25 protein-coding genes and 1 pseudogene are annotated in these 21095 nt (G+C 45.5%); 24 read left to right on the top strand and 2 right to left on the bottom strand.

All coding sequences use genetic code 11. The features are described 5' to 3' along the window. Window positions 1-81: 81 nt before the first annotated feature. The 12 genes from HWY38_RS08180 (at window position 82) to HWY38_RS08235 (ending at window position 8809) form a co-directional block, all read left to right on the top strand. Window positions 82-1302: an EAL-associated domain-containing protein gene (locus HWY38_RS08180; RefSeq protein ID WP_007409615.1), complete on the top strand. Its 1221-nt coding sequence runs from the start codon at window positions 82-84 to the stop codon at window positions 1300-1302. Window positions 1303-1745: 443 nt separating this feature from the next. After that, on the top strand, window positions 1746-1985 hold the full coding sequence (locus HWY38_RS08185) for a YkuJ family protein (RefSeq protein WP_003154613.1): 240 nt from the start codon (window positions 1746-1748) through the stop codon (window positions 1983-1985). 122 nt (window positions 1986-2107) lie between these two features. Next, a complete protein-coding gene (locus HWY38_RS08190; RefSeq protein ID WP_007409617.1) occupies window positions 2108-2626 on the top strand; it encodes a ribonuclease H-like YkuK family protein in 519 nt (172 codons plus the stop codon). Between the two features lie 140 nt (window positions 2627-2766). Then, window positions 2767-2958, top strand: a complete 192-nt coding sequence (gene abbA, locus HWY38_RS08195) for an antirepressor AbbA (protein WP_003154609.1) — start codon at window positions 2767-2769, stop codon at window positions 2956-2958. Window positions 2959-3101: 143 nt separating this feature from the next. Next, entirely contained in the window at window positions 3102-3545 is a 444-nt protein-coding gene (gene cbpB, locus HWY38_RS08200) for a cyclic-di-AMP-binding protein CbpB (protein WP_003154608.1), read from the top strand. A 139-nt stretch (window positions 3546-3684) separates the two neighbouring features. Continuing rightward, the gene (ccpC, locus tag HWY38_RS08205) at window positions 3685-4566 is read left to right on the top strand and encodes a transcriptional regulator CcpC (RefSeq protein ID WP_007611101.1); all 882 of its coding nucleotides are present in this window, start codon (window positions 3685-3687) and stop codon (window positions 4564-4566) included. A gap of 111 nt (window positions 4567-4677) precedes the next feature. Continuing rightward, window positions 4678-5151 carry a flavodoxin gene (locus HWY38_RS08210; RefSeq protein ID WP_012117440.1) on the top strand — a complete coding sequence of 158 codons (474 nt, stop codon included), beginning with the start codon at window positions 4678-4680 and terminating at the stop codon, window positions 5149-5151. After that, window positions 5141-6034, top strand: a complete 894-nt coding sequence (locus tag HWY38_RS08215) for a WD40/YVTN/BNR-like repeat-containing protein (protein ID WP_224181639.1) — start codon at window positions 5141-5143, stop codon at window positions 6032-6034. The genes HWY38_RS08210 and HWY38_RS08215 overlap by 11 nt, the downstream gene beginning before the upstream one ends. 26 nt (window positions 6035-6060) lie before the next feature. After that, window positions 6061-6516: a flavodoxin gene (locus HWY38_RS08220; RefSeq protein ID WP_224181640.1), complete on the top strand. Its 456-nt coding sequence runs from the start codon at window positions 6061-6063 to the stop codon at window positions 6514-6516. Between the two features lie 81 nt (window positions 6517-6597). Then, window positions 6598-7308 (top strand): 2,3,4,5-tetrahydropyridine-2,6-dicarboxylate N-acetyltransferase, encoded by a 711-nt coding sequence (gene dapD, locus HWY38_RS08225; RefSeq protein ID WP_007409623.1) that lies wholly within the window; start codon window positions 6598-6600, stop codon window positions 7306-7308. 70 nt (window positions 7309-7378) lie between these two features. Next, the gene (locus tag HWY38_RS08230) at window positions 7379-8503 is read left to right on the top strand and encodes an N-acetyldiaminopimelate deacetylase (RefSeq protein ID WP_224181641.1); all 1125 of its coding nucleotides are present in this window, start codon (window positions 7379-7381) and stop codon (window positions 8501-8503) included. A 60-nt stretch (window positions 8504-8563) separates the two neighbouring features. Then, a complete protein-coding gene (locus tag HWY38_RS08235; RefSeq protein WP_003154596.1) occupies window positions 8564-8809 on the top strand; it encodes a YkuS family protein in 246 nt (81 codons plus the stop codon). A gap of 33 nt (window positions 8810-8842) precedes the next feature. Here the strand turns inward: HWY38_RS08235 and HWY38_RS08240 are convergent, their stop codons facing one another. Then, window positions 8843-9649, bottom strand: a complete 807-nt coding sequence (locus HWY38_RS08240) for a mechanosensitive ion channel family protein (protein WP_044801353.1) — start codon at window positions 9647-9649, stop codon at window positions 8843-8845. 288 nt (window positions 9650-9937) lie between these two features. On the opposite strand from HWY38_RS08240, the pseudogene HWY38_RS08245 reads away from it, so the two are divergent. Continuing rightward, window positions 9938-10396: pseudogene (locus HWY38_RS08245) on the top strand (TlpA disulfide reductase family protein). A gap of 452 nt (window positions 10397-10848) precedes the next feature. Beyond that, window positions 10849-11445, top strand: a complete 597-nt coding sequence (rok, locus tag HWY38_RS08250; protein WP_082997942.1) for a transcriptional regulator Rok — start codon at window positions 10849-10851, stop codon at window positions 11443-11445. Window positions 11446-11468: 23 nt separating this feature from the next. On the opposite strand, the gene HWY38_RS08255 is transcribed toward rok, so the two are convergent. After that, window positions 11469-12461 carry a sporulation protein gene (locus tag HWY38_RS08255; RefSeq protein ID WP_224181642.1) on the bottom strand — a complete coding sequence of 331 codons (993 nt, stop codon included), beginning with the start codon at window positions 12459-12461 and terminating at the stop codon, window positions 11469-11471. Window positions 12462-12606: 145 nt separating this feature from the next. Between HWY38_RS08255 and HWY38_RS08260 the strand changes: the two genes are divergently transcribed. The 10 genes from HWY38_RS08260 (at window position 12607) to HWY38_RS08305 (ending at window position 20815) form a co-directional block, all read left to right on the top strand. After that, the gene (locus HWY38_RS08260) at window positions 12607-13209 is read left to right on the top strand and encodes a molybdenum cofactor guanylyltransferase (RefSeq protein WP_224181643.1); all 603 of its coding nucleotides are present in this window, start codon (window positions 12607-12609) and stop codon (window positions 13207-13209) included. A gap of 51 nt (window positions 13210-13260) precedes the next feature. Next, window positions 13261-14280: a molybdopterin-synthase adenylyltransferase MoeB gene (locus HWY38_RS08265; RefSeq protein WP_032874747.1), complete on the top strand. Its 1020-nt coding sequence runs from the start codon at window positions 13261-13263 to the stop codon at window positions 14278-14280. A gap of 17 nt (window positions 14281-14297) precedes the next feature. Beyond that, the gene (gene glp, locus HWY38_RS08270) at window positions 14298-15590 is read left to right on the top strand and encodes a gephyrin-like molybdotransferase Glp (protein WP_224181644.1); all 1293 of its coding nucleotides are present in this window, start codon (window positions 14298-14300) and stop codon (window positions 15588-15590) included. After that, window positions 15551-16072 (top strand): molybdopterin-guanine dinucleotide biosynthesis protein B, encoded by a 522-nt coding sequence (mobB, locus tag HWY38_RS08275; RefSeq protein ID WP_007409631.1) that lies wholly within the window; start codon window positions 15551-15553, stop codon window positions 16070-16072. The genes glp and mobB overlap by 40 nt, the downstream gene beginning before the upstream one ends. Continuing rightward, the gene (locus tag HWY38_RS08280; protein ID WP_045926916.1) at window positions 16073-16543 is read left to right on the top strand and encodes a molybdenum cofactor biosynthesis protein MoaE; all 471 of its coding nucleotides are present in this window, start codon (window positions 16073-16075) and stop codon (window positions 16541-16543) included. Further along, window positions 16540-16773, top strand: coding sequence for a molybdopterin converting factor subunit 1 (moaD, locus tag HWY38_RS08285; RefSeq protein ID WP_224181645.1), 234 nt, complete (start codon window positions 16540-16542; stop codon window positions 16771-16773). Before HWY38_RS08280 ends, moaD begins: the two co-directional genes overlap by 4 nt. Window positions 16774-17095: 322 nt before the next feature. Then, a complete protein-coding gene (locus HWY38_RS08290; protein WP_088462194.1) occupies window positions 17096-17794 on the top strand; it encodes a Yip1 family protein in 699 nt (232 codons plus the stop codon). A gap of 1 nt (window position 17795) precedes the next feature. Then, window positions 17796-18932 carry an efflux RND transporter periplasmic adaptor subunit gene (locus HWY38_RS08295; RefSeq protein WP_012117453.1) on the top strand — a complete coding sequence of 379 codons (1137 nt, stop codon included), beginning with the start codon at window positions 17796-17798 and terminating at the stop codon, window positions 18930-18932. Further along, entirely contained in the window at window positions 18933-19625 is a 693-nt protein-coding gene (locus HWY38_RS08300) for an ABC transporter ATP-binding protein (RefSeq protein WP_007611126.1), read from the top strand. After that, window positions 19622-20815 (top strand): ABC transporter permease, encoded by a 1194-nt coding sequence (locus tag HWY38_RS08305; protein WP_038457867.1) that lies wholly within the window; start codon window positions 19622-19624, stop codon window positions 20813-20815. Before HWY38_RS08300 ends, HWY38_RS08305 begins: the two co-directional genes overlap by 4 nt. Window positions 20816-21095: the final 280 nt, after the last annotated feature.

Consider the following 21095-nt stretch of genomic DNA (forward strand, 5'->3'; position numbering starts at 1 on the left):
CTCCTTTTCCCCTAATCTAAACATTTGTGGTGCTGATATAATTGTGTATAATCAGACAAAGATAGAGAAGCAGGTGATAACATGTTGGACCCACTTGATATACTGACGAATATTGATGATGTCATTCCGTATTACCAAGCGATTTTTAACGCTGAGGAACAAAGAGTCGTAGGCTACGAGGTGCTTGGCCGGATTTTGGCAGATGCGGAGATTGAGAGCCTTGGGCCGTTTTTCTTAGATTCCGGCATTCCGGAAGAATATAAGCTTGAGGTCGATGACAGAGTCATCAGGCAGGCGCTGGAGCGGTTTAAAGAAGCTGATCGTGATCTGTTGATTTTTATCAATCAGGATGCGAATGTATTGATGCTTGACCACGGCGAAAGCTTTCTTGAGCTTTTAAAAGAATACGAAGAGCAGGGCATTGAATTGAACCGTATTGTGCTTGAGATCACCGAGCACAATTTCGAAGGCGACATTGAACAGCTGTACCATATGCTTGCCTACTATCGTACATACGGCATTAAAATCGCGGTGGACAATATAGGTAAGGAGAGCAGCAACCTGGACAGAATCGCGCTCCTTTCACCGGACCTTCTGAAAATAGATTTGCAGGCGCTGAAGGTATCTCAGCCGTCACCATCATATGAGCATGTGCTGTACAGCATTTCATTGCTGGCGAGAAAAATCGGCGCCGCGCTGCTGTATGAAGATATAGAAGCTGATTTTCAGCTCCAGTACGCATGGAGAAACGGAGGTCGATTTTTTCAAGGCTATTATCTGCAGGCGCCGAGCGGCGATTTTATAGACCGGAGCCTGTTAAAAGCACGCTTGAAAACGGAGTTTCAGCAATTTATCACGAGAGAAAAAAAGAAGCTGGAAACGGTCTATGAACACTCTGAGAATTTTTATAAGCGGGTCAATCAGGCAGTTTCCGAGCTGAAGAAAACCCATCAGGCGGACGATGAGTTTATTAAAAAACTGGCGGAAAACCTGACCGACTGCTGCTTCAGAATTTATATGTGTGATGAAGAAGGCTATCAGCTGACGGGAAATGTGTTCAAGCAGTCCGGCGAATGGCTTTATCAGCCTGAATACATGGAGAAAAACTGGAGCTGGCGTCCGTACTTTTTAGAAAATATCATGAAGATGCGGAATTCAAGAAAAGGCTTTTTCAGTGACCTGTACAGTGATATTGAGACAGGTGAGATGATCAGAACCTTTTCATACCCGATGGATGACAATATGTATTTATTTATCGATCTGCCTTACTCTTATTTATATGAACAGGACGGATTACTTTAAAGCGGCTGCTGTATGCCGCTTTTTTTGTTCATTTGAAAAAAGTTTTAAAAAACGTTTGACAATGATACTGATAATCATTATCATTTGGTTATAGAGAGAAGTTACTCTCTGTTCCCCAACCCCTCTATCAGATCAAGATCCGAAAAAACTTGGCGCTACCCCCGCCAAGTTTTTTTATGCTGTTTCCTCATAAAAGGGCTTCTCCTCACATACATCTGACAATGGCGGCTCAAAAAGCGAAAAATTATTTTTGAAAGGTGTATGACATTCCGAAAAAAGCTTCAAACTATTCGAAAACACGGTTTTCCCGTTTATTTCTTTTTGAAAATCCAGCGGGAAAATGCCATCCCGGTCTACTTTATGGTATGATGCTCTGTAGAACTTGTATTATAATAAATACTTGTTGATTTGAAGTTGTTTTTTGAAAGGAGTCTTTTTTTAGAATGTCACAATTAATGGGTATCATCACGCGGCTGCAAAGTCTGCAAGAAACAGCGGAAGCGGCTAACGAGCCGATGCAGCGTTATTTTGAAGTTAACGGCGAAAAAATTTGCAGTGTTAAATATTTCGAAAAAAATCAAACGTTTGAACTGACGGTTTTCCAAAAAGGTGAAAAACCTAACACATATCCGTTTGATAACATTGACATGATTTCTATTGAAATTTTTGAGCTCCTTCAGTAATTTGATTTGATTTTTCAGGCTGACCAAGCTTCCGGTCTTCCGCAAGCGGAGCTTTATTAAATTATGCAAAGGAACGTGCTTGTTCGTTTGGTTGTAGACTCTGGAAAGAGGAGTGTCCGTACATGGCTGATTCTTTTCTGTTTTATAATCTTTCTGAGGCACAGATGACCTTTCAAGACGTGACGGAGCGGCTGAAACGCTTTGTCAATAAAGACCCCCGTTCAGCATATGTGCTGTCTGTAGGGACTGATTCACAAGTTTACCGCGACTTCACAAAGTTTATTACGGCTATACACTTGCACCGTACAGGCAAGGGAGCTTGGGGCTGTTTGAAAAATCATGATCTTGCAAGACCGATACATAGCCTTCGCGAAAAAATTTCGCTGGAAACCGCGTTCAGCCAGGAGATGGCAGCGCATATCCTCGACGGCCGTCTTATGGAACTGACAGATTTGCTCTTGCCTTTTACGGATGAAGGGGCGGATCTTTCATTTGAAGTGCATCTGGATATCGGTCAAAAAGGGCTGACAAAAGAATTGATACAAGAAATGACCGGCCGCATTACCTCGATGGGCATTGAAGCGAAAATCAAGCCTGATTCCTGCACAGCATTCAGTTATGCCAATCGTTACACAAAATAATATTTCATACAGAATCCGCAAAATGTCGAATTATGCGGTTGACGATTTTTTTCTGTTTACTTATTCTAGCGGTAGAGCTGAAAGCAAATTTCACATTGCTTTCAGAGGTATTCAGTTAAAAATAGGGGGCCTGATTACGTATGAGTCTTATCAGTGAACGATTTACGGAAGAAGAACAGAAACTTCTGCTGAATATCCTGATCAATCAAGAATATGCCATTGAGCTTTTGACCAGCGAAATCAACGATATAGAAGCAGGGTCAAAAAGCGTTGATGGAACCACTTATAAAAAACTCGTAACGCTCTATGACCGTTTTCGGAACGAAAATTAATCAGCGGCCTATAAATTGATACTCGATTGCAAAGAGTATCTTTTTTATTGACGGAAACTTTTCGACAAAAAATGATAATGTTTATATTATTGCAATATAGGGAATACATGCTTTGATGAAAAATGTAAAGGGGTCGAAGTGACATGATTAGCTTACAATCAGATCAGCTTCTTGATGCAACAGTCGGACAATTTATGATCGAGGCGGATAAAGTGGCGCACGTTCAAGTCGGAAACAACCTTGAGCATGCTCTATTAGTGCTGACGAAAACCGGCTATACCGCCATTCCCGTCCTTGACGCTTCGTACCGTCTGCACGGTTTGATCGGGACAAATATGATTATGAACAGCATTTTCGGACTTGAACGGATCGAGTTTGAGAAGCTGGATCAAATTACGGTTGAGGAAGTCATGCTGAAAGACATTCCCCGTCTCCACATCAATGATCCGATTATCAAAGGGTTCAGCATGGTCATTAATAACGGCTTTGTCTGCGTTGAAAATGATGAAGGCGTCTTTGAAGGCATTTTCACGAGAAGAGTCGTGTTAAAACAGTTGAGCAGCCATATCAGATCATTGAATAAGTAGGCTCGCACGATCAGCCTATTTGTTCTTTTGCATGCCGAAAAAAGAAAACGCATACATATGAGTGGCGCTTGCCTCGGCAGCCTTTATTTTATTAGAATGGTAGATAAGAAATACGAAAGGCATTGAAAAGGAGGACGACATGCAGCTTCAAGAGCTTCATATGCTCGTAGTTTTAGCTGAGGAATTAAACATGAGGAAGGCTGCCGAACGGTTATTCGTGTCACAGCCGGCTCTGTCCCAGCGATTGCAGACCATTGAAAAAGCCTGGGGAACAAAGATCTTTCTAAGATCTCAAAAAGGACTTACGGTAACGCCGGCGGGAGAAAAAATCATACAATTTGCAAATGACGTCACGGATCGGCAAGAAAGAATCAGAGAAAATATTGATGAACTTGAGGGTGAGATTCACGGCACATTAAAGCTTGCCGTCGCCTCCATTATCGGGCAGCACTGGCTTCCGAAAGTGTTAAAAACATATGTGGAGCGTTATCCGAATGCAAAGGTCTCTCTCATTACAGGGTGGAGCAGCGAAATGCTGAAAAGTCTGTATGAAGATCAGGTACATATCGGCATTATCCGGGGAAATCCGGAATGGAAAGGCCGGAAAGATTATTTAATGACCGATCATTTATATTTGGTCGATACGGAAATTTCCTGTATTGATGATATAGCCCATACCGATCGGCCGTTTATCCAATTCAAAAGTGACAGTACATATTTTCAGGAAATTCAGCATTGGTGGCATCAAAAATTCAAAACCTCGCCGAAACAGACCATCCTCGTCGATCAGATTGAAACGTGCAAGCAGATGGCGCTGCACGGGATCGGTTATGCCATTCTGCCGTCAGTCACCTTAGAAGAGGAAGATAAAGTAAATAAAATGCCCCTGCTTGATACAAAGGACCATCCGATCGGCCGTGACACATGGCTGCTCGGATATGAGCCGGCATTTGAATTAAAACAGGTGCAGGCTTTTGTTTCTGTTATTAAAGATATGCTGAAGCAGGAACGCCCATTTTAGAAAGACAGCAATCATGCTGTCTTTTTTTATTTTTTATTGACAATGAAAATCATTATCATTTAAAGTGTTATATATGTTAATGAAAATCATTATCAATTACGAGGTGATCATATGCAGAAAGCATTAATGATATACGCAAGCATGTCGGGGAATACAGAGGATATTGCCGGCATTATAAAAGAAACACTGAGCGGGCATCAGATAGCAGTTGACTGTCTTGACATGGACGAAGCAGATGCGGATTCTCTCGAAGCATATGATTATGTTTTTGTCGGCACGTACACATGGGGGGACGGTGATCTTCCTTACGAAGCGGAAGATTTTTACGAAGATATTCTGCACAGCCAGCTCAACGGACTGAAAACGGCTTGTTTCGGTTCAGGCGATCACGCCTACCCGAAGTTTTGCGAAGCGGTCACGCTGTTTTGCGATGCGTTTGAACAGGCCGGAGCCAATTTATATCCGGAAACGCTGAAAATCGAGCTGGCGCCCGAGACGGCTGAAGATCAGGAATGCTGCAAAGAATTTGTCCGCGGTTTTCTTGCATGGGCCGCTCACCACGGAGACCGGTGCCATGTTTCATAAAGGCGCGACGGCTGTCATGGCATCAGTGACTTCAGGATATTTTGTCGCAGTGAAAGACGAAGGTATTTTTCATTTTTCCGCGGAAGAAGGCTGGAAAAGACTATTCCGAGTGAAAAGCAGAATTCATGTGCTGACTTACATAGGGCCTTACATATTCGCCGCTGGAGAAAAAGGCGCCGTCCTCAGATCAGCCGATCAGGGAAAGACTTGGACGGCCTCCCGATTTCCGACCAGCGCCTCCGTATGGGCCGTTGCCGGGCGGAATGACGGGTTTGTCTGTGCGCACGGCACATACTGCCTCTACTTATCTGATGATTTCGGCGTCACTTGGCATGTGGCTAAGCCCTTTTCACAATTAAAGGAGCCGCCTGTCATCCGTTCGCTTTGTTTACACGGTCAGACGATTTATATCGGCACCCGGATTCATATGAATCATGGCGGCATTTGGGCGTATGATCTGACGGAAGACCGCATCCGGCGTATAAGCTGCGAAAGGCAGCGCATGACGGCTTCAATGATGATGTATCAGAATGACTGGCTCATTGCAGCAAAGGGCGCGGCAAAGGGAGAACGGGGGGAGGTTGCCGTCCTAAACGTACGGACGCAAGAGGAGTTTGCCATTACAGCCGGGCCCGCCGTACGGGAAAAATCATTTCTCGACGTTTCTGAGGATAACGGGATTATTTATGTCACATCGTCACAGGACGAAAATGGATTTTCGCGTATTTATCAAGCTGATCTGGCCACCGGTGAATTAAAGTGGTTTGATACGATCCGCGGTCACGGATGGCGGGTGGCCAACCGGGAAGAAAACTTTTTTTGCGCGGGCCTTTACGAAAGTAAGTATGTCAGACCGTATGAGGCGGTACAGCTCGCACATTAGTTTTTATGCATAAAGGAGAGACGAAGATGGGGAATGTATTGCTTGTTTACGCTACAATGTCAGGAAACACCGAGGCAATGGCGGATTTAATTGAAAAAGGGTTGATCGAAGCACAAGCATCCGTAGACAGATATGAAGCGATGGATATTCATGCCGAACTTTTTAATGATTACGAGTATATTTTATTAGGCACATATACGTGGGGAGACGGGGATCTTCCTGATGAAATGCTCGATATTGCTGAAGATATGGAAAACCTGGAGTTTAAGGGGAAAACATTTGCTTTGTTCGGTTCCGGAGATACGTCCTATGAGTTTTTTTGCGGAGCGCTTGACGAATTGGAAAAAGTAATCACGGCCCGCGGCGGGCGGGTGGTGCTGCCGTTGGTCAAAATTGAAAACAACCCTGAGGGCAGTGAGGAAGAAGAGCTCCGGGAATTCGGAAGACAGTTTGCCGCGCTGTGCAGCCAGCCGGCAGAATAAAGGCTTGTTCCTTTTTTTCTTGTCTTTGTATCCTTCCTTTGTTACAGTAATGAGGTAGAAAATCAGAGGAGGACAATACATATGAAAATGATGGATGCAAATGAAATTATTTCATTTATTCAAAATAGTACAAAATCAACGCCTGTAAAAGTGTATGTAAAAGGCGATCTTGAAGGAATCAGCTTTGGCGATTCCGCTAAAACATTCCTGAACGGCCAATCCGGCGTCGTTTTTGGTGAGTGGGCTGAAATTAAAAGCGCAATCGAAGAAAACAAAGACAAAATTGAGGATTACGTCATTGAAAATGACCGCCGCAACTCTGCGATCCCGATGCTTGATTTAAAAGATGTTAAAGCGAGAATCGAGCCCGGCGCTATTATCCGCGACCAAGTCGAAATCGGCGACAATGCCGTTATCATGATGGGTGCATCTATTAATATCGGTTCAGTCATCGGCGAAGGTACGATGATTGATATGAACGTTGTTCTCGGTGGACGCGCGACTGTCGGCAAAAACTGCCACATCGGAGCGGGTTCTGTATTAGCGGGCGTTATTGAGCCGCCTAGCGCTAAGCCTGTTGTCGTGGAAGACGACGTTGTGATCGGCGCAAATGCGGTTGTGCTTGAAGGCGTAACAATCGGTAAAGGCGCGGTTGTCGCTGCCGGAGCCATCGTTGTAAATGACGTCGAGCCATATACCGTGGTAGCGGGAACACCTGCGAAAAAAATCAAAGATATCGATGAAAAAACAAAAGGCAAAACAGAAATCAAACAGGAATTACGCCAGCTGTAAGGAATGGTTTGATAGAATGGGCGTGGATGATAAAATCCACGCCTTATTCTTATCTCAAGGAGGAATACATATGGAAAAAGAGCGGCTCATTGCCATCCGAAGAGATCTGCACCGCATTCCGGAGATCGGCTTTCAGGAATATAAAACCCAACAGTACCTGCTGAATCTATTGAACCAATATCCGGAGGACAGAATTGAAATCGAAACTTGGAGAACCGGCATCTTTGTCAAAGTCAACGGCACGGCTCCGGAAAAAATGCTCGCCTACAGAGCGGATATAGACGCTCTGTCGATTGAAGAGCAGACGGGGCTTCCGTTTGCATCTGAACACCCCGGTTTTATGCACGCATGCGGCCACGATATGCACATGACCATCGCGCTCGGCATTATTGATCATTTTGTCCATCATCCCGTCAAACATGATCTGCTCTTTTTATTCCAGCCGGCTGAAGAAGGACCGGGCGGAGCGGAACCGATGCTTGAAAGCGATGTGCTGAAAAAATGGACGCCGGATTTGATTACCGCTCTCCATATAGCACCTGAGCTGCCGGTCGGCACCATTTCCACCAAAAGCGGCTTGCTGTTTGCCAATACGAGCGAACTCGTCATCGATCTCGAGGGGAAAGGCGGGCATGCGGCATATCCGCATACAGCAGACGACATGGTCGTCGCCGCGAGCACGCTTGTCACGCAGCTGCAGACGGTCATATCCAGAAATACGGATCCGCTTGACAGCGCTGTGATCACTGTCGGAACGATTACCGGGGGCACGGCGCAAAATATCATCGCAGAGCATGCTCATCTGGAGGGAACCATCCGGACGCTTTCCGAGGAATCAATGCGTATGGTGAAAAAGCGGATTGAAGAGCTTGTCAAAGGAATTGAAATCGGCTTCCGATGCAAAGGAAAAGTCACGTATCCGTCCGTTTATCATCAAGTTTATAATACAAGCGGCCTGACCGAAGAATTTATGCAATTTGTCAGCGATCATCAGCTTGCTGACGTAAGAACGGCGAAAGAAGCGATGACCGGAGAAGATTTCGGATATATGCTGAAAAAATATCCTGGCTTTATGTTCTGGCTGGGGGCCGATTCATCCCACGGGCTTCATCACGCAAAGCTGAACCCGGATGAAGAAGCGATGGAAACCGCGGTAAATGTCATGGTCGGATATTTTTCGAAGTATGCCAATTAAATCCGAAAAGAAGAATAATCTAACAAAAATTGAGCATTCTACATAACGGAGGTGTTCAATATGACGAAAAAAATTGGAATTGAACAATCTTTATCGGATGTAGAACAGGCGTTAAAACAAAAAGGATATGACGTAGTGATGATGAAGACTCCTGAGGATGCGAAGAATTGTGACTGCTGTGTCGTAACCGGACTTGACAGCAATGTCCAAGGAATTGCCGATACGTCAACTCAGGCTCCCGTCATTACGGCTTCCGGAATGACCGCCGACGAAATCTGCAGCGAAGTGGAAAAAAAATTTCATTAAAAAGAAAAAACCGAAGCTTACGCTTCGGTTTTTCTATTCGGCGGATGCGGCGTTTTTAAAACGGTCGAGCGCGATTTTCATTTCTCTCCGCAGTACGCGTTCAACCCGCCATTGCTCCATATTTTCTGTTTTGGCAATGATTCTGAGCACCATTTCTGACGAGCTTAAATCCTGAACCCCGATGACGTCCGGCCCTTCCTTAATCTGCGGGAGCTCAGCGGCTGCTTTGTCACACGCGGTTTGCAGGATTTGAATGGTTTCATCAAGATTTTTTTCAAGCGGCACTTTAATATCGACAAGCGCCTGCATCGTTCCGCGGGAATGGTTGCTCACATTCGTAATGCCCCGGTTGGGAAGATAGTGAAGCGTGCCGTCAAAGCTCCGGATTTGCGTCGTACGGAGACCGACCTGCTCGACAATGCCGCTGTAGCCGGCAACCGTAATATAATCGCCGACGTCGATCTGTTTTTCCAAAAGGATAAAAAATCCGGTGACGATGTCACTGACGAGCCCCTGAGCCCCGAAGCCGACTGCGAGACCGACCACGCCGGCGCCGGCAATGAGAGCGCTCGGATTGTAGTGAAATAAATCCAAAATCATTACGATAAAAACGAAAATCAGGATGTATCCATATACATTAAGCGCGAGGCTTCGCAAAGTATAAGCGCGGCCTTTGGAGAGGTTGTTTTGTTGCTCGAATTTCTGAAACAGATGCTTGATCAGCTTTTTTCCTGCCGTCCGGAAAATAAAGTACGCTAAAATAATGAGAGCCAGCTTTATGATGAAAATCCCGGCAGATGTGAGAAGCCCGGCCCAATCAAAGTGTTTTAAATCAATCATAGTGATGTCTTCCTTTCAAGTCTATTGCGGAAAAAGCTAAAAGTGATATACCCGTTTTTAAAATAAAATAAACCTTTTTAATAGAAATCAGTTATTTCATTTATGATTTGTTCATATTGCCGGTTTCAATATCATCATTTTTGTGAAGATATGAACTAAGAAATCGCCACACTCATTTTAACATGGTGATTCAGCCAAATCATATCCTTTGGAGGGAAAACAGGAGAACGTTGCCCGGCGAAACTGAAAGCCCCGGCAAAAAACCTTTTTCATAAGGAGGGAAATAAGATGAAATTACGTCAGCAAATGTCTGAATTGACAGGCGCTAAAGCATGGATTAACAGAGAAGTCACGAAGGAACAGCTGGTCGGCGGAAAGCCGGCGCTGATTCACTTCTGGTCCGCCAGCTGCCCCATGTGTAAAGAAGCGATGCCTGAGATGAACGAATTTCGTGATAAATATAAAGATCAGCTGAATGTGGTGGCCGTTCACATGCCCCGTTCCGAAGATGATCTTGACCTTGAGAAAATCTAGGAAACAGCGGCTGCACACGATATCTCTCAGCCGATTTACGTCGACAGCGATCATACGCTGACTAAAGCATTTGAAAATGAATATGTGCCGGCTTATTACGTTTTTGATAAAAGCGGACAGCTCCGCCATTTTCAAGCGGGAGGAAGCGGGATGAAAATGCTTGAAAAACGCGTCAGCCGAGTACTTTCAGAATCGGAGCAGGCTTCTGAGTAATCGGGACAATCTCCGTCGGACTATTGTCTCGGTTCCGCAAACCCTTTGTCGTTTAGGTAACAGGGTTTTTTTGTGCCTATTGGATAAAAAATTCCAATATGCTATGTGTGGCTTAAAAAATAAGAGAAACAGCCGTAAACACGCTGTACCGCTTGTTTTATCCATATCATAATCTTTTACATATTATAGTCGAAAATTGTAGATATTACGCTAATTTTCATTAAACAAGTAATTTCAAGTTATATTTTGAAATGGTTGAATAAATTGGAACTTTGTCCAGAATCCCCTATATGATAAGGGATTTTTGTATATAAAGTACCATTTTCAGAAAATAAGCAATTTTTCATAGAGTAAATAAAATAGTAAAATGATAAAATAATAGTTGATAAAATTACTTTTGTAATCTAATATCTTAATAAAAGCGTTTAAATTTTTGACAGGGGGTTTTACACATGTTTAATGAAAGAGAAGCGCTGCGCTTACGTTTAGAACAATTGAACGAAGCAGAGGTAAAAGTCATTCGTGAATATCAAATAGAACGTGATAAAATATATGCAAAACTGAGAGAATTAGACAATACAGGCAGCCTGTCCGATACAAAAAAAGAGTTTCGTCCGGAGAAAAAAAGTGACTCTCTCCCGGTGCTTGCAGAGCTTGCAGCACAGGAAATGAGAAGCTATCAAAAGCCGCAGACACAGCCTCAATCCTCCCAGCCGCAGATGCAGTCTATTACGTCTCTTCCCGCCGGCATTCCAGACGGTTCTACAAGAAGAAGAAGAGGGACGGCGAGACCGGGATCAAAAGCGGCAAAACTGCGCGAAGCAGCGATTAAAACATTGAAACGCCACAATGCAGCGATCAAAAGTTCCGAACTGCAAAAGGAAATTGAAAAGGAAAGCGGCCTTGAAATTCCTAATATGACAACATTTATGCAAAGCTTAATTAAAATGTATCCGGAAGTGAAGAAACCATACCGCGGCCAATATATTCTTGAGGGAGAAATTTCTCAGGAAACATCAGAAACGGCAAATGATACGGCTGCTGAATAATAAAACAGTAAAAACTGCTTGCGTTACTCAAGCAGTTTTTTTGCGTTTTCCCGCTTATTCTGCGGAAGTGACGCATCTTTTCCCGGCTTTTTTTCAAGCTTGACGACATATTTTTGGAAAGGCTTTTCGCCGTCAGCACGTTCTTTCAACGCATCCAGTTTTTCATCAAACGACTGATCGCGGGACTCTGATTGTACAAATTGTTTTTGCAGGGAGATGACTTGTTCGGTAACGGCTTTAAGCAAGTCTTCTGCCTGAACAGTCTCTTTGGAAACAGAAGGGATTTCCAGAGCTTGTTCCGCCGGTTCCGCCGTGCGGCTGTCAATATCAGCAAAATGGCCGGCAATCCAAGCATCACTTTCGTCCAGCTGCCGTTTATACGAAAGAATGGTTTCTTGAAATAACTTTTCTTTCGTTTTTTCTATTTCTACAAGCCGTTCTTTTGTTTCTAGTATTCGATCTCTCATATGATTAATTTCTATTTTAATATGTTTGAGCTGGTATTCTTTTTCTATCATTTGTGTTTGGAGCCGGGTATTTTCGTCTGCAGCGGCATGATAACGCTGTTTCATATCTTCGTGAGAAGTCCGTTCAGTCTGAATGGCGGTCTCAAGTGAGCGGATGCGGGTATGTAAGTTTTTATTTTCTTCTTCAAATTTTACATTTGTAAGATGCAGACGGTGCTTTTCTTCCATCTCATTTTTCCGCCGAAACGTTTCCTGCTGAAGCAGTTCTTGCAGAATGACGATTTTATCGAGCAGCCCGGCTCTGATTTCATGCAAAGAACGTTCCGTGTCACTTGTCTGTTTGTGTTTTTGAGCCATGGCTTTCAATTCGTCAGAAAGCTTGTGAAGCCGCTCTTTAATATTGGCGTTTTCCTCCTGAAGCTTATTATTTTTTTGATGGAAGTAGCTTGCTTCAAATTCTGAAATTAATTTTCTGCATCTGGAAAGTTCGGATTTCAAGTAAAGGTTCTCTTGAGAAGTGTCGTGGAAAAACGGACCGGATATTTTCATAAGAACCATCTCCCTCATGATGTTAACACTACAATATGGGAAAGGATCAACGGCTATTCCTCTTAATTAAACAGACAAGCACCGTAATATTGTATTTCGGCTGAGGCGTTTGCTATGCTTTTATATAGAATGGGAGAGAGATGACATGAAACGGGTGAATGTAATATTAGCGGGGGGAGCTTCCCGAAGATTCGGAGAACCGAAAGCTTTTGCAAAGTGGAAGGGCGGCATGTTTTATGAACAGGCGAAAAAAGCCTTCGGCGGCGGAGAAACGGTAATTATCAGCCGCCCTGAGCATATAAAAAAGTTCTTATCAAACAGGGAGCGGCATGTTTTGGCCGATGAGCCGCGGTTTCGGGGAATGGGCCCGCTTGCCGGCATCTATACGGCAATGAAACAAACGGAAGGCGAAATATATACGGTCATATCCTGTGACACGCCGCTCGTGACAAGAAAAACGATGGCGGCGCTTGAAATGAAGCTGACCGGAAATCTGGACGCTGTCATACCGGTTTGTGAAAACAGAGAGCAGCCCCTCTTGGCGGTTTACCATAAACGGGTGCAGGATGTGCTTTTTGATCAGCTGACACAAAACAAACTGAAAATGACAGACACGCTGAAACGGCTGTCTGTCTGTTATGTGCAGGCTGAAGACATCAGCGCCGGGCCGGAGGAGTTCGCTAATATCAACACACAGGACGATTACACCAGACTTTTGGCGCATGTCGAGTCTTCAAATCAGGACTGATCGGGAAGAAACATGGTATGATGGAAATAAAAATGCAAGGGGACAACACAGATGGAAGAGCGCTATTCGCGGCAGACAAGATTTAAGCCGATAGGGGAAAAAGGGCAGCAGGCGCTGGCTGACAGCAGTGTCCTGATTGTCGGAGCCGGAGCCCTCGGAACAGCAGCAGCAGAGGGTTTGGCAAGAGCCGGAGCGGGCCGTATGGCGATTATTGACCGGGATTATGTGGAATGGAGCAATTTACAAAGACAGCAGCTGTATACAGAAGAAGACGCGAGACAGCGCCTGCCGAAAGCAATGGCGGCCAAGGCGCGTCTTTTGGCGGTAAACAGTGATATACATATCGATGCTTACGCGGCGGAAGGTACGGCGGAAACGCTCGAACCGCTGATCGAACAAGCGGATTGCATCGTGGATGCGACAGATAATTTTGAAACGAGAATGGTCATCAATGATCTGGCGCTGAAAACGAAAACACCTTGGATTTACGGTGCCTGTGTCAGCAGTCAGGGAATGTGCATGACGATTATTCCGGGGGTTACGCCGTGTTTATCCTGCCTGTTTGAGCAAATGCCCGTGGGCGGAGCGACATGTGATACAGCAGGCATCATACCTCCGGCGGTTCATATCGTCTCCGCTTATCAGCAGGCTGAGGCGCTGAAATTGCTGACAGGAAATCATGCGGCGGTAAATCGGCGCTTTTTCACGTTTGACGTGTGGAATAACACCAATATGAGCATAAATGTGGATCAGATCAAACGGAATCATTGCCCTTCCTGCGGCGCGGAGCCCGTATATCCGTATCTGCAGCCTGAAAACAGGCCGAAAGCAAGCGTGCTGTGCGGAAGAGACACCGTTCAAATCAGATCGGAAGCCTTAAAGAGGCTGGATAAAGAAGAGCTTGTCAAACGTCTGAAGCAGATCGGTAAAGTGGAAGCAAATGAATTTCTGCTGCACATGGCGTATGAGCGCTTCAGAATCGTTATTTTTCAGGACGGACGGGCTTTGATTCACGGCACAAACGATATAAAAGAAGCAAATTCAGTTCTGGCCAGGGTGATCGGACTGTAGGAAGGGGAGATATTGTTATGCTTGAAAAAAGAACGCCGATTCAGGTGGACGAAGCAGTCCGCCGGGTGAGCCGGTATAAAAAACAGGGGGATACCGAATGGGTGGCGCTTGAGGACAGTCTCCACCGCTATTTGGCGGAGGATGTTAAGGCGGATCATGATGTGCCGGCCTTTAACCGTTCCCCGTATGACGGGTTTGCCATCAGGGCGAGCGATTCAAAAACGGCTTCCCGTGACAATGCCGTCACCTTTGAAGTCATTGACCATATCGGAGCAGGCGCCGTGTCAGAAAAAGAACTCGGGCCTTATGAAGCGGTCCGCATTATGACGGGGGCGCAGATTCCAAAAGGCGCGGATGCCGTAGTGATGCTTGAGCTGACAAAAACGTTTTCTGAAAACGGGACGAATTATATGTCAGTGAAACGCCCTTTTCATGCGGGGGATAATATTTCAAATCAAGGAGAAGATGCGAAAATAGGCAGCTCGCTATTAAAAAAAGGGACGAAAATCACGCCGGGCGTAACCGCTCTTTTAGCAACCTTCGGCTATGCTTCCGTTCCCGTGGTCAGAAAGCCGGTTGTCGGCATTATCGCAACGGGAACCGAGCTTCTTCATGTCAGCGATCCGCTTGAGCCGGGGAAAATCCGCAACAGCAACGCAGCCATGGTGTATGCCCAGATCATTGAAGCGGGCGCGGTACCGCTGAACTTAGGGGAAATTTCCGATGATTTTGATGACAGCTATGCTGCGGTGAAGGAAGCTATGAAAAAAGTTGATTTTCTCATCACGACCGGCGGCGTGTCAGTCGGCGATTTTGATTTTCTTCCAGACATTTATAATAAGCTCGGAGCGGAAGTTCTTTTTAACAAAGTGGCAATGCGCCCGGGGAGCGTGACAACTGTCGCCCGGGCCGATGACATGCTGCTGTTCGGCCTTTCAGGCAATCCGTCCGCATGTTATGTCGGATTCACCCTGTTTGTCAAACCGATGATTCAGACGTGGCTTCTGAATGAAAAACCTCATTCCGGATGGGCGGAAGCCGTGTTAACAAACGACTTTCCGAAACCGAATCCGTTTACGAGATTTGTGAGGGCATTTGTTTATCATAAGGACGGAAAGATGATGGCGTCACCGGTCGGTCTCGATAAATCAAGCTCAGTCACATCTCTAGCCGAAGCAAACGCGTTTATCCTTCTGCCGGGAGGAACGAGGGGGTATGAAGCGGGCCGGACGGTTCACGCGCTCCTCATCCGTGATGAGAATGGAAGTGAATGGCCGTGGTCAATTCTTTCCCGATCGTCCAGATCGTAGGTTTTCAAAACAGCGGTAAAACAACGTTTATTGAACGTGTGCTGAAAGCGGCGCCGAAAGAGTGCGATATTGGATGTTTAAAACATCACGGACATGGCGGAGAACCGGAACCTTTTTCTGACGGAAAAGACTCGGAGCGTTTTTCAAAAGCCGGAGCCGCGGTTACGGCAGTAGAAGGGGACGGCGTCCTGCAGCTTACGGCGCGAAAAAAATGGGATCTGGCGGGTTTGATCAGTCTGTATGAATGTCTGGGAATTGACGGTCTTCTCATAGAGGGATTTAAACATGCGCCGCATCCGAAAATCATTATGATCAAAGACAGCGAAGATTGGCAAAAGCTGAAGCATTTGGAGCGCGTGATCGCAGTTGTCAGCAGAAATACGGAGCATATGCCGGCAGATGCAGGCATGCCCGTATTCCATGCGGACGATCCGGCTGCCATGATGTTTGTGCTTTCGCAGCTGAAAGGGGAATCTGCTTAAATGGAACGTTTTCAAATTACAAGGGAACCTATCATTGCGGAAAATATCGTAAAAAAAGTTGAAAAGCGTGAAGCCGGCGCCATCACAACGTTTATCGGCACGGTCAGAGAGTGGACTGCCGGGCGGCGGACGGTACGGCTCGAATATGAAGCGTATGAACCGATGGCTGTTCAAATGCTTTCTCAAATCGGCGATGAAATCAGCGCGAAATGGGAAGGAGCCGAAGCTGCAATCACTCACCGTGTCGGCGTCCTTGATATCGGAGAAGCAGCGGTCGTAATCGCCGTGTCTTCACCGCACAGAAAGGCGGCATATGAGGCGAATGAATATGCAATTGAACGGATAAAACAGATTGTGCCGATATGGAAAAAAGAAATCTGGGAAGACGGCGAAGAATGGATAGGCGATCAGCTGGAAACAACGCCCTATCCGAACGGAAAACCGGATTTGAATAAAGGGGAATCGCGATGATTAAAGTATTATTGTTTGCCGGGCTTGCGGAGCAGGCGGGAACACCGGTCATTGAACTTGACGAAAAAGAGACGGCGGCGTCTGCTGTAAAAACGCTGCTAAAGGAACGGTACGGCCTTCAGACGATTGACAATGCCATGATCGCAATCAATGAAACATATGTAAAAGACAACCGCATCGTAACAGAAGGTGATACCATTGCCTTTATCCCTCCTGTAAGCGGAGGGTGAAAAAAGAGCCGGATGTGCATCATTGCCATCCGGCTTTTTGTATATAGAAGCTATATTCCAGAGAACATCTAAATGGGATTTAAAGGGATTTGTGGTTGAGGCGGTTTTGATTACATGAAGAGGCTGAAGACAGTGCCTTCACAAGGCTTTGAACCTCCCGTCATACCGGTCTGACAATGCTTTTTTTTACATAATTATGGAACGTAAAGCTGAGAATTTGTGTTACAATTTAGCATAAATACGCAAACGGCAAAAAAATTGAAACTTCTCTCAGCCTAAAGCGTACGTATAAACAGAATAATACATAGGAGGCATCAGCAATATGGAACCAAACCTGGAAAAAAGCAATACGGCAGTAACGGAAAAGCCGTCAATTTTCGGCGTCATTACAAGTCCTGTTGTGCAGTTTAAAAGATTAAAAGAGAAGCCGGTCATCGGCATTCCTCTCCTGATTGTCATCATTCTCATCGCGGCCGGCAGTATTTTGCGCGGATTGGGGATGAATTATGAAGAAGTGCTGAACAGCTCATCTCTTGACGGATTGTCGGATGATCAGATTGAAATGACCAAAACCTTCGCTAAATTCGGCTCGATGTTCGGAGGAATCTTCGGGGGCATTATCGCTCTGTTTATCGTTCCGCTCATTTACTGGCTGTGCGTCAAAATTTCAGGCGGCGTGACAACTTACAAAAAAATGCTCTCACTCAGCCTGTTTACGGCATTTATTACCAACATCGGCTTAGTTATTAACGGTCTTGTTACTTATTTTACCGGTGCGGGCTCACTGTACGCCGTTACATCTTTGGCGAGTGTCATACCGGCCGGAGACGGCGTCGCGGTCTTTTTAAGCGCGTTCGACATTTTCAGCATCTGGAGCTATATTCTGCTCGCTTTGGGACTTCGCTATACAGGCGGCATTTCAAAAAAAGCGGCCTGGACTTCCGCGATTGTCCTGTTTGTTATTATGCTTTTGGTTTCGGCAGTCGGAGGACTGTTAAGTTCAGTGACAGCAGGTGTATAACATGAAAAAAATTTGGATCGGAATCGGCATTGCCGTAATTGTTGCAGTATTCATCGGTATCAATATTTATAAGTCTGCCGCTCCCGCGGGCGGCAGCGCCGGGAAAAAAATCGAAACCGGAACCATGGAAAACAGAGAAATCTCATCTACGGTTATGGTTCCGGGAACACTTAAATTCTCTAAAGAACAGTATGTTTTTTATGAAGCGGATAAAGGAACTCTTGATAAAGTGAAAGTAAAAGAAGGCGACAAAGTAAAAAAAGGGTCGTCGTTAGTCACGTATACAAATGAGCAGCTCAATCTTGATAAAGAACAAAATGAGTTGACAGAACAATCAAAACGGATGCAAATCGAACAAGTTGAAGAAAAACTCAGAGCATTAAACAGCAAGGAACAAGATCTGGCAAAACAAGTGGGAGAAGCGGAAGCCAAAAAACAAATTGAATCCGAACGGACTGATCTGCAGCTTCAGCAAAAAACGGCTGAAATCGAATTAAAGCAATCTGATTTGCAAAAGCAGTCTCTTGAAAATCAAGTGGCGAATCTCAATGTTAAGAGTGAGATGGACGGGACGGTTATCTCGGTAAATCAAGAAGCGGCTTCTAAAAAATCGGATATTCAAGAACCGGTTATACATATAGGAGACCCGGAACACCTGATCGTTGCCGGCAATTTGTCCGAATACGACACGCTGAAAGTGAAAAAGGGACAAAGCGTTACAATTACCTCAGACGCCATTCCAGGTAAAACGTGGAAAGGGAGAGTGGCGGCTGTCGGCCTCGTTCCTGATCAAAAGTCAAGCGCTGCTTCCGGGGAAAGTACGGAACAGGCCGTGCAGTATCCGTTCCAGGTTAAGCTGATCGGAAACCTTCCGGAGGGCAAGCCGGGGTTTAAATTAATTATGAACATTGAAACCGACAAACGGAAAGCCGATACGCTGCCGTCCTCCGCGGTTAAAAAAGACGGAGATGAGCACTGGGTCTTTACGGTAAAAGACGGGAAGGCCAAACGCGTGAAAGTTAAAGTCGGCGATACCGCAAATCAGCTTACGGAGATAAAAGAGGGGCTTTCAAAGGATGATAAAGTCATTTTGAATCCGGCTGACGGTTTGACTGACGGAACGGATGTGAAAGCATAGATGATTCAGCTTTCAAAGGTGAAAAAAAGCTATCAGATCGGCAAGGAGACGTTTGATGTTCTTCGTTCAATCGACTTGACGATTGAAGAAGGAGAATATGTGTCAATTATGGGACCGTCGGGATCGGGGAAATCTACGATCATGAATATCATCGGCTGTCTGGACAGACCGACGTCCGGCAGTTACAGGCTTGCGGGCGAAGATGTTTCTTCATGCACTGAAAAAGAGCTTGCGGCGGTCCGGAACAAATCAATCGGATTTGTCTTTCAGCAGTTTCAGCTGCTGCCGCGATTGAATGCAAGAAAAAATGTCGAACTCCCTATGATCTACGCCGGTATCGGCAAAAAAGAGCGTGAGGAACGGGCTGAGTATGCACTGGAAAAAGTCGGTTTGGCGGATCGGATGCGTCACATGCCGAATGAGCTGTCAGGCGGCCAGAAGCAGCGTGTCGCGATTGCAAGAGCCATCGTGAACGAACCGAAGCTCATTTTAGCTGATGAACCGACCGGCGCGCTGGATACGAAAACAAGCATTTCCATTATGGAGCAGTTCACAGAGCTTAATGCAGAGGGCGTGACCGTGGTGCTTGTGACTCATGAGCCTGAAGTGGCGGACTGTACAAACAGAGTGATTTTCGTCCGTGACGGCATGATCGTTTCCCGCGATGCTGAGCAGAGGAGAGTGGGGGAATGAGCCTGTCAGAAAATCTCCGGATGGCCCTCAGTTCCGTAAGAGCTCACAAGCTGAGATCGATTCTGACAATGCTCGGAATCATTATCGGCGTCGGTTCAGTAATCGTTGTTGTGGCTGTCGGCCAGGGCGGAGAGCAAATGCTGAAGCAATCCATCAGCGGGCCGGGCAATACGATTGAATTGTTTTACCTTCCGAGTGATGAAGAATTAACAGCCAATCCGAACGCCTTACAGGAAGCGAGTTTTACAGAAGAAGATATTAATGGATTAAAAGGAGTGGACGGCGTAAAGCAGGTTGTCGCTTCCGCTGTAAAATCCATGACGGCCCGTTACCATGAAGAAGACACGGATATTACGCTGAACGGCATTAACAGCGGCTACATGGACGTAAAAAAGCTGGACGTTCAAGATGGACGGACATTTACGGACAATGATTTTCTTTCCGGGAAAAGAGCGGGAATCATTTCGAAAAAAATGGCTGAAAAGCTGTTCGGGAAAACGTCTCCGCTCGGAAAAATCGTCTGGGCCGGCGGACAGCCCGTTGAAGTAATCGGCGTACTGAAAGAAGAGAGCGGTTTTTTATCGTTAGGACTCAGTGAAATGTATGTGCCGTTCAACATGCTGAAAACGTCTTTCGGTACTAACGACTACAGCAACGTTTCCGTTCAGACGGAGTCCGCTGATCAAATCAAATCAACAGGAAAAGAAGCGGCCCGTCTCTTAAATGACAATCACGGTACAAAAGAGGCCTATCAAGTTATGAATATGGAAGAAATCGCGGCGGGAATCGGTCAGGTCACGACCGTCATGACGACGATCATCGGTTCGATCGCCGGTATTTCTCTCATTGTCGGCGGGATCGGGGTCATGAATATTATGCTCGTATCAGTGACGGAACGGACAAGAGAAATCGGCATCCGCAAATCGCTTGGTGCCACGAGAGGACAGATTCTGACACAATTCTTAATTGAATCTGTTGTGCTTACATTAATCGGCGGCTTAATCGGAATCGGTCTCGGCTACGGGGGAGCATCACTCGTTTCCCTTATCGCAGGCTGGCCGTCGCTCGTTTCTTGGCAGGTGGTTTGTATCGGCGTACTGTTCAGTATGCTGATCGGTGTCATTTTCGGCATGCTGCCCGCCAACAAAGCATCACGCTTAGATCCGATTGAAGCGTTACGGTATGAATAACCCGTACCCCATGCAGTCTGCATGGGGTTTTTTTGTGTTTTAATGATTGAATGAATATAATAGACTTTTTTCATTTATGATAAAAAGAAAATGTCATACAATTGTCCCCCTTTTTGTCGAATTTACAGTTTACAAACCCTATGTACATACGTTAATATGAACAAATGTGAAAGATTTTGATAGTTATTGAATGAATTTGAGTGATTTTAGTTGCTAGAAGTAAAAAAAGCGTTTACAATTATCTTGCAGCCGAAATGAATACGTTTCCAAAGGAGGCGGA

The sequence above is a fragment of the Bacillus sp. KS1 genome (genome assembly GCF_020075515.1).
Lineage (GTDB): Bacteria > Bacillota > Bacilli > Bacillales > Bacillaceae > Bacillus > Bacillus velezensis.